Consider the following 12,853-nt stretch of genomic DNA (forward strand, 5'->3'; position numbering starts at 1 on the left):
TATTTAACCGCTGGACTCTCGTTATGACTGAGGGACTGCCGGGGGGCAGGTCAATCTCCATCTTATGTCGGCCGTGCGCCCTGTCGAGCGAAACCCGGTCGCCGCCGGCATGGTGAAACTTTCGGCAGACCGGCCGTTGTCCAGCGCGCAGAGCCATCTTGCGGGCCAGCGGGTGGCGGACCATGCCTTGACCAATGTCGAGGCTTAGGCGCGCCACGTGCCCAACCGGCGCGTTATGTTTAAGCACGTGCTGGCGGCCGCACTACGGCGCTTGCACGCGCTCCCTCGCCGCAGCCTCCAACCGAAACCGCCCCCAGCAATGAAGGGCTGATTGGTAGACTGACCCTGAGTTCACTGCCCCCGGTATGCCAAGAACAAAACAGATCAAGGATTGCAGAAATCCGCCATTCTTGGCCGATTCTGGACGCACCAGGACCCTCTGATCACAGCTCTTGTTGAGCTGCCCCTTCGAGCCCTGGTAAGTCCACCAATTTCCGGGCCAACTGCAAAACCTGCCAAGGCGCCCATGGTTTTCGGATCATTGTGGTTTATCCGCCAGGCAGAAACGCCCCCTGCTCCTAGCGGAACTCCAGTTCCGGGAAGCCGGCCGCTGCCGACTGGTCCATCGCGTCGTAGTAGAAATTCGCGCCGCCGAAAAAGATCAGCACGCGTGCGCCCTTGTCGGCGCGGTTGGCGCCCATCATCCACGAATTGACCTTGTCGCCCTGCGCCATCAGCGTCTGCGCATGGATGTCGGCGGTCTGCTTGGTCCAGGCCGCTTCCGCCTCTGGCCTGGGCCAAAACGTCTTCAAGCCCTCGTGCTCCATCTTGCGGATGCAGGCGCTGATCCAGATCGCGTTCTGCTCGATCGAGGTCGGGAGATTGGCAAACGGCGCCTGCGGGCCGGTGACCATGAACATGTTGGGGAAGTCAGCGACGCAGACCCCCATGATGCTGCCCGAAACCGTGCCCCACTTCTCGTTGAGCGTCTGACCGCTCGCCCCGACAATCGGGAAGGCTTCGAGCGCGCCGGTATAGGCCTTGAAGCCCGTCGCCAGCACGATGATGTCGAATTCAAACTCGTTCTGCGTCGTGCGCACCCCGGTCTCGGTCACTTCGACAATCGGCTCACGCTTCTTGATATCAACCAGATGCACGTTGTCGCGGTTGAATGCTTCCATATAGCCGTGATCGAGCGGCGGCCGCTTGGCGAAGAGCGGGTAATCGTCATAGGTCGGGCAGAGCAGTTCGGCGAGTTCGGGATCATTGACCCGCGCCTTCATCTTGCTCGTGATGAAATCGCCGGCGAGCTTGTTGGCCTCGGGGCTGGCGAGCAGATCGTCGAAGGTTTCGAACACCCAGCGGAAGCTGCCGGTCCAGTTCTCTTCGAAGATGCGCTGGCGCTCCTCGGGCGTGGCATCGAGCACATTGCGCCCGACCGGGCTGTCGAAGGCCATGCCGAACACGTGGTTGCGGCACTTGGCGACGATCGCGTCGTAGTTGTCCTTGATCTCCTTCTCCCACTCCGGCGTCATCGGGCGCTGCATGGCGGGGAGGATGTAGTTCGGTGTGCGCTGGAACACGGTGACCTCGGCCGCCGTCTTGGCCAGTTCGGGCACCATCTGCACCGAGGTCGCCCCCGCCCCGATCACGCCGACCCGCTTGCCGGCATAGTCCAACCCTTCCGGCCAGCGCGAGGAGTGGAACAGCGGGCCCTTGAAGCTGTCGAGCCCCTTGAGCGCCGGGATCTCGGGCTGCGAGATCATCCCCATGCCGCTGATGAAGTATTTGCAGGTGAAGCTCTCGCCGGTACCGGTCGTGACCTGCCACCAGCCTTTGTCCGCCAGCCAGCGCGCCTCGGTGATCTCGGTGTTCAGCTGGATGTGGGGCATCATGTCGCACTTGTCGGCAACATAGCGGATATAGGCCTGCGTCTCGGCGCGGCCCGGGTAGCGCTGGGTCCACTTCCACTCCTGCAGGATCTCCTTCGAGAAGGTCAGGCAGTAGTAGTAGCTCTCGCTGTCGGTCGCCGCACCCGGATAGCGGTTCCAGGCCCAGGTCCCGCCGACGTCAGAAGCGCGATCGAACACGCGGATCGAGAGCCCGGCCTCGCGCAAGTAGTGGATGAGCGCGATGCCGGCAAAGCCCGCGCCGATCGCGATGGCGTCGAAGTCGGGCCGGCTTGCGCCATCGGCGTCGGCAGCGGCCTCAGGGGCGATGGTGGTCGTGGTCATCGGTCATCCTCTCCTTGCGGCCATCGTTTGCGGCCGCGATAGGTTCATGATCAGGTACTTGCAGGCCAGTCCTGCAAGTTCAGTAGAGCGTTTCCATGCATGCCTTGGAGTACGGCAGCAGTTGGTCCACCGCACCGGCGCGCACCTTCTGCAGCCAGTTCGGATCGGCCAGCAGCGCACGTCCCACGGCGACGAGATCGAAGTCGCCGCGCTCGAAGCGCCGCACCAATTCGTCCATCGACTTCAGCGTCGGGACGGATTCGCCCGCGACGAAATCTTCCATCAGGTCGCGGTCGAGCCCGACCGAGCCCACGGTGATCGTCGGCTTGGCGGTGATGTGTTTGGTCCAGCCGGCAAGGTTGCGGTCGTCTTCCTCGGGAAATGCGGATTCCCAGAAACGCCGTTCCGAGCAGTGGAAGATATCGACCCCGGCCTCCGAAAGCGGCGCAACCCATCGTTCCAGCTCGGCGGGGTTGTTCGCGATCTTCGCGTCGTACTGGTAGGTCTTCCACTGCGAGATGCGGAAGATGATCGTGAAGTCTGGCCCCACAGCCGCGCGCACCGCCGCTACGCAATCGGCGGCAAAGCGCCCGCGCTGGGCGATATCGTCACCGCCGTAGCGGTCATCGCGCTTGTTGGTTGCGGTCCAGAAGAACTGGTCGAACAGGTAGCCGTGCGCGCCATGGAGTTCGACCGCATCGCAGCCCATAAGCTGCGCTTCGACCGCCCCGCGCGCGAAGGAAGCGATCACCTCGTCGATGTCGGTTGAGGTCATCACGCGACCGCCCGGAATATCGGGGCCCACGAGGCCCGAGGGGCTTTCGAGCGGCGGATGCGGCGAATCCGGGAAGTTGAAATCCTCGCAGCCGCCGACATGCCAGAGCTGCGGGATCATCGCCCCGCCCGCGCGGTGGATATCGGCGGTGGCGCTCGCAAAGGCGGCAAGGCCTTCCTCGCCGTAGAAGGACGGCACGGTATCGGCCGCGACCGCGCCCGGACGGTCGACCGACACGCCCTCGGTGATCACGGCGGCCACCCCGCCCTCGATGCGGCGGCGGTAGTAGTCCGCCGATTCCTGCGAAAGAATGCCGCCCGGCGCGAAGTAGCGCGACATCGGCGCCATCACGAAGCGATTGGCTAGGTGCAGCGACTTGCAGTCGAACGGCGTGAAAAACGGATCCAGTGAAATCATTGTCGTCATCCCGCCTCGGGTCAGATCTTGGCCAGAAAATCACGCAGCGCGGCGTGATAGGTCTCGGCATCCTCGATGAAGGGCGCGTGCCCGCAGCCTTCGATCAGCACGAGCGTGCCGTGCGGCGCCATTTCGGCCGCCGCCTTGCCCACACCCGGATCGAGGATCGCATCAGCGCCGCCGACGATCGAGAGCAGCGGCACCGGCAGCGTCTTCAGCGCCTCGCGTTGATCAACGTTGCCAAGATCCATCAGCGATTCGATCACGCCCGGACCGCTGTCGATGAACGCGGCCCACATCCAGTCGACCATGGCGTCGCTTACCGGCTTGGCGCAGACGCCGCTGGAAAGGCCGCGGAAGAACGCCGCGCGATCGCCGCCAAGCGCCGCCTTCGTCGCCTCGAGCGAGCCCGGCTCGCCGCCATAGGGGAAATCGTCCGATTTGATGAACCGGGGCGCCGCGCCGCAAGTCAGCACAACACCCGCGCAGGCCGCCCCTAGCAGCCCGGCGGCTTCCACCACCACCGCGCCGCCCAGCGACCAGCCGTTGAGGACGGCCGGCTTATCGGTGCATTTGCGCACGATCCCTGCCACGTCACCAGCAATCGCGGCGATCGAAACGTCATCAAAATCGCGGTCGGACTGTCCGCAGCCCCGGTGATCGACCACAATCACCGCATGGCCAGCCGCCTTGAGCACCTCCACAGTGCCCGCCCAGATCCGGCCAGACATAGCCCAGCCGTGAATCAGTACGACCGGCACGCCGGCCCCGCGGTGATGCTCGTAGTAGACCGAGCGGCCATCGCCGCAATCGAACCTCGCCATCGTTTCTCTCCCTGATGCGCCGCCCGCTATTGCGGTGCGGAAAGCGTAATGCCCGTCAGCGGGCTGAAGTGATGCATGGTGACCTTGCGCCGCGCGATCTTCCAGACGCCATCGCGCCGCTCGAAGCGGTCGGTATAGGTCGCCGCCACGGTCTGTGCCTGGCCTTCGCTGCTGTTCCCGATGCAATAGACATCGCAGATACCCTCGACCACATCGGTGCTTACCGGGGTCACGCGCAGGTTGGTGGTATAGTGGGTCGATGTTCCCCAGGCTGGCCAGAGGATATCGTAAACCGCGTGGTTCACGCCCTCATGCCCGACGAAATCGCCGAACGGCGGGCCGATTTCCCACACCGCATCGGGCCACCAGATCGCGATGAAGCGCGCCATGTCGCGCTTGTCGAAGCCAAGGCAGTAGTCCGAAACGAGGTCCTGCAACGCAAGCCGCGTCTCGAGCCAATCGAGCCGCTGTTCGAGGGACTGGGTCATCCGGCAGCATCCTCCTCAAGATAAGGCGCAAACTTCGCCAGCGCGGCGGCGCGGGTTTCGGGGACAAAATAGGTCGGCCACTGCCCGGGCGCCGGATCGACACGGCGCAGGATGTCCTTGGCCACTGAGACCTTGTGGACTTCGGTCGGCCCGTCGACGATCCCCATTTCCGGCACGTACTGCCACATGTCCATCAGCGGCGTTTCGTTCGACATGCCGAGCGAGCCGTGGAGGTGGAGCGCGCGGTAGACCACATCGCGCAGCACGCCAGGCATGACCGCCTTGATCGCCGAAATCTCGCGGCGGACGCGGTGCGTGTAGCCCTTGTCCTGATCGAGCAGCCACGCCGCATAGAGCACATGCAGGCGAAACTGGGTGATCTGAGTGTAGCTGTCGGCGATGCGCTCCTGCACCATCTGCTTGTCGGCAAGCCGCTCGCCCTTGGTCACGCGGCTGACGGCGCGCTCGCACATCATGTCGAGCGCCTTGTTCAGCATGCCCACGGTGCGCATGGCATGGTGGATGCGCCCCCCGCCAAGCCGCGACTGCGCGACATTGAAGCCGCCGCCCACCGCGCCCAGCGTGTTGGAGAGCGGCACGCGGCACTGGTTGAAGCGCAAGTAGCCGTGTACGCCGCTGCCGATCTCGTCCTTGGGGCCGACGGCGGTGTTACGCACGATTTCAAGGCCCGGCGCATCGCGGGGCACGATGATCGTCGAGGAGCCGGCATGCACAGCCACGTCGGGATCGGTGATGCACATGACGATGAGAAACTCGGCCATGTCGGCGTGGCTTGCAAACCACTTCTCGCCCTCGATCACCCAGTCATCGCCATCGGCGCGCGCGCGGCAGAGGAACTCGCCCGGGTCGGCGCCCGCCTGCGGTTCGGTCATCGAAAAGCACGAGACGATATCGCCATCGAGCAGCGGCTGGAGATAGCGCGCCTTCTGCTCCTCGGTGCCGAAGCGGGCGAGGATTTCGGCATTGCCGGTATCGGGCGCCTGCGTGCCGAACACGGTCGGCGCAAAGCGGCTGCGCCCCAAGATCTCGTTCATCAGGCCAAGGTGGAGCTGGCCATAGCCCTGCCCACCCAGCTCGGGGCCAAGGTGACAGGCCCACAGGCCCTTGTCCCGCACAATCTTCTGCAGCGGTTTCATGATCCGGCGCGCCTTCGAGCGCGGATCGAACGGATCGCCCGGCCCGCGGAAAACAAGGTCCATCGGCTCGATCTCGCGCTTCACGAAATCGCGCATCCAGTCGAGCTTCTCGGCAAACTCAGGTTCGGTCGAAAAATCCCACGCCATCAGTTAAATGCTCACCTTTTCAGCAACCTGCATACCAGCCACCATCGACCCACAACTCCGCGCCGGTGATGTACCGCGCCTCGTCCGAGGCGAGGAACAGCGAGGCATGGGCGACGTCCATCGGATCGCCCACCACGCCCATGGGAATCGAAGCCTTGATCGCGGCATCCTGCTCGGGCGTGATATCACCCAGGATCGGAGTGCGGATTTGCCCTGGAAAAATCGTGTTCACGCGCACGCCCTGCTTCACGAACTCGAGCGCGGCGCCCTTGCCCATTACCCGCACGGCGGCCTTCGACGCGTGATAGCTGATCGCACCTGGGCTGCCGATGAGGCCATAGAGCGAGGAGATATTGACGATGGCCGAACCGGCGCCGGACTTCACCAGTTCGGGCGCGCCGGCCTTCATGCCGTAGAACACGCCGGTCTGGTTGACCGCGACCATTTTCGCCCAGCCTTCGGGCGATTCATCGATGATCCCGCCGGGATGGAAGATGCCGGCATTGTTCACCAGCGTCGTAAGCTTGCCGAAGGTCGCCACAGTGAGCGCCACCGCCGCCTGCCAACTGGCAAGGTCGGTCACATCAAGCCGGGTAAAGGCGGCCTCGCCCCCTTCGTCCTTAATTCTGGCAACGACAGCGGCGCCGAGCGCTTCCTGCAGATCGCCGATCAGCACCTGCGCACCCTCGCGGGCATAGAGCAGGGCCTGAGCCTCGCCGAGCCCGCTCGCCCCGCCGGAAATGAGCGCCACCTTGCCCTCGAGCCTGCCACTCATCGAGCCTCTCCCGTTGTTCCTTATGGCCTTTGGTGGACCACACTTACTAGTTTCAGACAAGCAAAATTTGCGTCGGTCAAACGGGCCTGACTCGGCAGAATCCCTGAAGATTCCCCAAAAATGCTAGGCAACATAACAAACCCAAAGAATCCGCCCGAAAACGCCCTTCAATATAACTTGTTCGGGTATAGCAAGTTTGATAGACCCCGGTCAGGCCATGACGTCTGCAGCGCGTCCGGACGGGAACTACCCCGCCCTGCGCACTGCAAACAACGACGATGTCGCCGGGGATAATCAGGTCACGACACAAGAGCGTGGCGAGAGAGGGAGAGATGGGATGAGCATGTCGGGTAAGGCAATGCGTGCGCTGCTGGCAGCGTCGATTTCAGCCACCGGTCTGATTGCGGGCGAGGCATATGCCCAGGCCCAGCAGCAGGCCGCAGCCAGCGAAGCGAACGAAGGCCTTGAGGCCATTGTGGTGACGGCGCGCAAGCGCACGGAGAACCTCCAGAACGTCTCATCCTCGATCAGTGCGCTCGGCGCCACCGATCTTGCCAAGCGCTTCGATTCCGACGTGCGCGACTTTGCCAATTCCGCGCCCAACGTGCTGATCGACGATACGCAGCAGGGCCCCGGCGGCGTCGCCGCCATCTACATCCGCGGCGTCGGCGTGGCCGACGTGGAAAAGTCGGTGGACCCCGCAGTCGGCGTGGTGATCGACGATGTCTACCTCGGCCAGAGCTCGGGCAGCCTCCTGAAGGCGATCGACGTCGACCGCGTCGAAGTGCTGCGTGGTCCGCAGGGCACGCTGTTCGGCCGCAACGCCACCGGCGGCGTGATCAACCTTGCCCGCTCCAAGCCGACGCAGGAACTCACCGGCAAGGTGCGCGGCACGTATTCAAGCTTCGATACGTTCGATTTCCAGGGGGTCGTCAGCTTCGGCCTCGCGCCCAATGTCGCGCTCAAGGTCTCGGGCGCTTACAACTCGACTGACGGCTATGTCTTCAACAAGACTTTCAACGTCCCGGGCCAGAAGTCCGACTTCCGGGCGATCGGCGGCCAGCTGCTGCTGACGCCGACTCCCGCGCTGGAAATCAGCCTCAGCTACGATCACCAGCTCACCCGTCAGGACCCGCCGCAGCTCAACGCACTGGCGAAGTCCACCGACCTGTTCTGCGCAGTCTACAAGTATTGCTCGACCACCCCGGATCAGCCGATCACGGGTGACCGCTACGTCAGCGTCAGCAATGCGCCGGTCGACAAGAGCGCACGCTTCCAGCTCGACATGGCCATCGGCAAGCTCAAGTACGAGATCGGCAACAACCTCGATTTCGAATACATCCTCGGCTACCTGAAGACCAAGGAATCGATCAATCAGGACTTCGATTCCACGCCCCAGACGCTCTATCACACCGATCGCCCGGCCCGCTGGCGGCAGGTTACCAACGAGGCCCGCCTGGTCATGGGTGGCGGCGGTCCGCTCACCTTCGTGCTCGGCGGCTACCAGTGGTTCTCGAAGTACACCATCAACCTCAAGAACTACATCGGCTTCGCCGGTCCGCCGCTGCTCACCAGCGCGCAGGACGTGACGCAGACGACCAAGTCGTGGGCCGGCTACTTCGAAGGTGACTACAAGTTCAACGACAAGCTCAAGCTCACCGTGGGCGGGCGCTACACGCACGATAGCAAGACCACACAGGTCAACGACAAGACGATCTTCATCTACGGCACGCTCGAGGAGAAGAACCCGATCGTCACGCTCCCGCCGGTAGCAGGTGTCAATATCGTGATGCCGACGCCCATCCAGGCGAGCTGGTCGAAGTTCACCCCCAAGGTCAGCCTCAGCTACAACTGGACGCCCGAGGTCATGACTTACGCGCTGTGGTCGCGCGGCTATCGCGGCGGCGGTTTCAATGGTCGTCCCGCAACGATCGGCGCTGCCACCACGCCCTACAACCCCGAGACGCTCGACAACTACGAACTCGGCTTCAAGACCCAGTTCTTCAACGACCGCGTTCGCCTCAACGGCGCGTTCTACATGATGAAGTACAAGGACATGCAGCAGGACCTCGACGTGCCGGCACCCGGCACATCGACGGGGCGCGAAAACCGCACGATCAATGCCTCGAAGGCCGATCTCAAGGGCATCGAGCTTGACCTGACTGCGCGGATCACCTCGAACTTCACCATCGGCGGCAACGTCGGGTACCTCGATTCCAAGTACAAGGACTTCTTCGGAGACATCTACAGCACCGGAACGCCGGTGGATGCGACGTTCCTCAGAATCCGCCGCGCCCCGCGCTGGACCTGGGATGCGCGCGCGTCATACGAGCAGGATGTCGGTCCCGGCACGGTCATGGCCAATGCTGAGCTGCACATGATCGGCGAGCACGACCTGACCTTCCTCAACAACCCGAACCTGCGCAACAAGGCCCAGTATCTGCTCGACGCCTCGATCAGCTACAAGATCAACAAGACCATGATCAGCGTGTTCGGCAAGAACCTCGGCAACGAGGATGGCTATACGATCGGCTATGACGTCCAGAACATCTGGAGCTACGGCGCGCCGCGTCCGCCCCGGTCGTGGGGTGTTGCGGTCACCCAGAACTTCTGATCGCAGGCTGCGGGCACGATGGTGCAGGTTCCTTCCGGGTCCCAACCTGATGTCCGCCGCTGGTTGGTGACCGGGGCATCGCGTGGCATTGGCCACGCGGTCGCCGCGCTCGCCGCCAGCCAGGGCTGCAAGGTCTGCATCGTTGGCCGCGACCCCGAAATCGCCGGGATCGCGGCCGCGATGGGCACAGATGTGTTCGGCATCTCGGCCGATGTCACCAAAGCCGAAGACGTCGCCCGCATCGCCGCCGAGGTGGAGACGCGCTGGGGCGGTCTCGACGTGCTGGTCAACAATGCCGGGCTTCACCGCGGCGGCGGGCTGGACCGGATCACCGACGAGGACTGGGAGGCTACTCTCGCCACCAATCTTTCTGGACCAATGCGCGTGGTCCGCGCGCTTGTCGGGCTCATCCCCGAAGGCGGATCGGTGGTGAACGTGGGCGCAGTCGTCGGCTTCCGGGGCTTTCCCGGCGATAGCTGCTATGGCGCCTCCAAGGCAGGGCTCACCGGCCTTACCAAGGTACTCGCAGTCGAACTCGCGCGACGGCAGATCCGGGTCAACATGGTCGTGCCCGGTTTCGTGCAGACCGAAATGACCGCCACGATCTCGGAGCGCGCGCGCGATGCGATCATTGCGCGGATTCCGCTCCAGCGCATGGGCACGGTCGAGGAAATGGCCGAAGTGTGCTGGTGGGTAGCTGGCTCGCGCTACATGACCGGATCCGTCGTGTTCACCGACGGAGGCCTGATGTGCAACCTGTAGACGCCGAAAGGCGCCTGCAGGCATGGCTGGCGGAGGCGACGGGGCGCAGCGACATTGTCCTCGGCCAGGTCCTCGCCGGCGGCAATTCCAACGTAACCCGCCTGATCGAAACGCGCGAAGGCCGCCTCGTGCTGCGCCATCCGCCGGTCAATGTCATTTCCGACCGCGCCGCTGCCGGGATCGAGCGAGAATACCGCGTGATCGCCGCGCTCGCCGGCCGCGCTCCGGTCCCCAAAGCCATTGCGTGGTGCGCTGATCCGGCCATGATCGGCCAGTGCTTTGCCGTCACCGAATGGGTCGAGGGCGTCGCGCTTACCGAGCACCTTCCGGCCGGCTGGCCCGACACCGACGAGACCGTGAACCAGCTTGGTCTGACCATGGTGGAAGGGCTCGCGCGCGTCCACGCCGTCGATTGGCGCGAGGTGCTCCCCGCCGATTTTGCGCGCCCTGATGGCTTCGTCCAGCGGCAGGTCGAACGCTGGCTCAAGGTCCGGGCGGCTGACCGGGTGCGCGATCTGCCACTCCTTGAGGAGATCGGCGCATGGCTCCTCGCCCATCAGCCCGGGATGGACCGCGTCAGCGTGATCCACTGCGATTTCCATCTCGACAACTGCCTCGTCGCCCCCGACCGGCCCGAACTCAGGGTCATCCTCGATTGGGAAATGGCAACGCTGGGCGATCCACTGGTCGATCTCGGCCTGTGCCTGTTCTTCTGGCAGCGCGATCCCGCAGCCGTGCTCGGCTTCCCGTTCGTTCAGGGACTGACCAACCGTCCGGGCGTCATGCCGGCCCGGGCCTTGGCCGAGCACTGGTCCGCCGCGACCGGATTCAGCCACGCCGCTATCGACTACTACATCGTCTTTGCCGCCTGGCGCCTTGCCGCCATCGTCGAGGGCGCCTGGGTGCTCCAGACGCACGGCAAGGTCGATACCGCCTATTCGCGCGGCCTTGAACGCGACGTTCCGGCCCTGCTGCATGAAGCGGCGGCCATCCTCGAAAAGGGGAAGGTCCGATGAAATCGACGATGATGGATCATCCGTTGTCGACACAGATGATCTTCGATCGCGGCGAGCGGCTGTTTGGCGCAAGCCGCGTCGTCTCCTTCGACGGCACCACCACCCACACGCGCAGCTTCGCCGAAACCGCCAGGCGGGCGCGCCAGCTTGCCGGCGCTCTCGCCGCGATTGGCCTGCCGCCGGGCGAGCCGGTCGCAACCTATTGCTGGAACAGCCCCGCGCATCTTGAAGCCTATCTCGCGGTCCCGGCCATGGGCGCCGTGCTCCACACACTCAACGTGCGTCTGCCCGCCGAGCAGATCCGCTACATCATGAACCACGCTGCAGACCGCGCGCTGATCGTCGATGCGGTTCTGCTTCCTGCTATCGCGCCGATCCTGTCGGAATGCCCCGCGCTTGGCCACGTCATCGTTATCGGCGACGCGCCGCAAGCCATCGCGGGTTTTGCCGGAAGGATCCACGCATACGAAGATCTGATTGCCCGCGCAGCCCCGATGACAGCGTGGCCCACGCTCGTCGAAACCGATGCGGCCGCCATCTGCTATACTTCGGGCACGACAGGCCTGCCCAAGGGTGTGGTCTACTCGCACCGCTCGGTCTACCTCCACAGCCTCGCTTCGATGGCGGCGGATACCTTCGCGATCTCGAACCGCGACCGCATCCTCATGGTCCCGCCGATGTTCCATGCCAATGCCTGGGGCATGCCCTATTCCGGCTGGCTTGCCGGGAGCGACCTGATCCTCCCCGGGCCCCACCTGCAAAGTGCGCACCTCGCCCACCTGATCGCGCAGGAACGGCCGACCCTGATGGCCGCCGTGCCCACGATCCTCAACGACCTGCTTCAGGCCCACGCCGGGGCGCCGCTCGATCTCGGCTCGTTCCGTACCATCGTCTCGGGCGGCTCGGCGGTTTCCGCCAGCCTCATCGAGCGGGTCAAGGCCGCGTGGGGCGTCGATGTCGTGCAAGGCTGGGGCATGACCGAAACGAGCCCGATGTGCGTGCTCTCGTTCCCCCCGCGCGAAACCGGCCCCGAAGGCGAAACCCCCTGGCGCGCCAAGGCCGGGCGGCCGGTCCCCGGCATGCACGTGCGGATTGTCGACGATACGGACCACCCACTCCCGGAGGATGGCAAGGCCATGGGCCACCTCCAGCTGCGCGGACCCTGGGTAACGGGCGGCTATCTTCACGAGGCCCCCGAGGATTCGCGCCTCACCGCCGACGGCTGGCTGCGCACGGGCGATGTCGGGCGGATCGATACGCTCGGCTTTGTCGAGGTAACCGACCGCGCCAAGGACCTTATCAAGTCGGGCGGGGAGTGGATCTCCTCCGCCGATCTCGAAAACGGCATCGCCGCGCTGCCCGGCGTCGCCGAAGCCGCCGTCTTCGCGATCCCCGATCCCCGCTGGGAGGAACGCCCGCTCGCCGTCGTGGTCATGGCGGCCGGCGCCGAACTTGTCCCCGCCGCCTTGCGCGCCGGCCTCCGGGAGAAGTTTGCCAGATTCATGATACCCGAGTATTGGGCCCATGCGGACTTCATCCCGAGGACCAGTGTCGGCAAGTTCGACAAGAAGACACTCAGGGAGCAGTTCGACGCCGGGGGGATGACTGTGGTTGTGGAAACCGGCTTCACCCTCGGAGACTAGG

Annotated in this window: 10 protein-coding genes; 4 read left to right on the top strand and 6 right to left on the bottom strand. The window is 64.5% G+C overall.

Features of this window, described 5'->3' with window-relative positions; genetic code table 11:
- Positions 1–578: 578 nt before the first annotated feature.
- From WCL10_RS04220 to WCL10_RS04245, 6 genes are all read right to left on the bottom strand, one after another.
- Positions 579–2,234: an NAD(P)/FAD-dependent oxidoreductase gene (locus WCL10_RS04220; RefSeq protein WP_336894379.1), complete on the bottom strand. Its 1,656-nt coding sequence runs from the start codon at positions 2,232–2,234 to the stop codon at positions 579–581.
- A gap of 79 nt (positions 2,235–2,313) precedes the next feature.
- The gene (locus WCL10_RS04225; protein WP_336894380.1) at positions 2,314–3,426 is read right to left on the bottom strand and encodes an NADH:flavin oxidoreductase; all 1,113 of its coding nucleotides are present in this window, start codon (positions 3,424–3,426) and stop codon (positions 2,314–2,316) included.
- A gap of 20 nt (positions 3,427–3,446) precedes the next feature.
- Entirely contained in the window at positions 3,447–4,250 is an 804-nt protein-coding gene (locus WCL10_RS04230; RefSeq protein ID WP_336894381.1) for an alpha/beta fold hydrolase, read from the bottom strand.
- Positions 4,251–4,276: 26 nt separating this feature from the next.
- Positions 4,277–4,738 carry a nuclear transport factor 2 family protein gene (locus WCL10_RS04235; RefSeq protein ID WP_336894382.1) on the bottom strand — a complete coding sequence of 154 codons (462 nt, stop codon included), beginning with the start codon at positions 4,736–4,738 and terminating at the stop codon, positions 4,277–4,279.
- Positions 4,735–6,042: an acyl-CoA dehydrogenase family protein gene (locus tag WCL10_RS04240; protein WP_336894383.1), complete on the bottom strand. Its 1,308-nt coding sequence runs from the start codon at positions 6,040–6,042 to the stop codon at positions 4,735–4,737. Before WCL10_RS04240 ends, WCL10_RS04235 begins: the two co-directional genes overlap by 4 nt.
- Before the next feature lie 19 nt (positions 6,043–6,061).
- A complete protein-coding gene (locus tag WCL10_RS04245; RefSeq protein ID WP_336894384.1) occupies positions 6,062–6,817 on the bottom strand; it encodes a glucose 1-dehydrogenase in 756 nt (251 codons plus the stop codon).
- Between the two features lie 337 nt (positions 6,818–7,154).
- On the opposite strand from WCL10_RS04245, the gene WCL10_RS04250 reads away from it, so the two are divergent.
- The 4 genes from WCL10_RS04250 (at position 7,155) to WCL10_RS04265 (ending at position 12,852) form a co-directional block, all read left to right on the top strand.
- Positions 7,155–9,431, top strand: coding sequence for a TonB-dependent receptor (locus tag WCL10_RS04250; RefSeq protein WP_336894385.1), 2,277 nt, complete (start codon positions 7,155–7,157; stop codon positions 9,429–9,431).
- 66 nt (positions 9,432–9,497) lie between these two features.
- Positions 9,498–10,193, top strand: coding sequence for an SDR family oxidoreductase (locus WCL10_RS04255; protein WP_336894386.1), 696 nt, complete (start codon positions 9,498–9,500; stop codon positions 10,191–10,193).
- Positions 10,181–11,209: a phosphotransferase family protein gene (locus WCL10_RS04260; protein ID WP_336894387.1), complete on the top strand. Its 1,029-nt coding sequence runs from the start codon at positions 10,181–10,183 to the stop codon at positions 11,207–11,209. Before WCL10_RS04255 ends, WCL10_RS04260 begins: the two co-directional genes overlap by 13 nt.
- On the top strand, positions 11,206–12,852 hold the full coding sequence (locus tag WCL10_RS04265) for a long-chain fatty acid--CoA ligase (RefSeq protein ID WP_336894388.1): 1,647 nt from the start codon (positions 11,206–11,208) through the stop codon (positions 12,850–12,852). Before WCL10_RS04260 ends, WCL10_RS04265 begins: the two co-directional genes overlap by 4 nt.
- The last annotated feature ends 1 nt before the right edge of the window (position 12,853 follow it).

Source organism: Novosphingobium sp., from assembly GCF_037133355.1.
In the GTDB taxonomy this organism is placed as follows: Bacteria; Pseudomonadota; Alphaproteobacteria; order Sphingomonadales; family Sphingomonadaceae; genus Novosphingobium.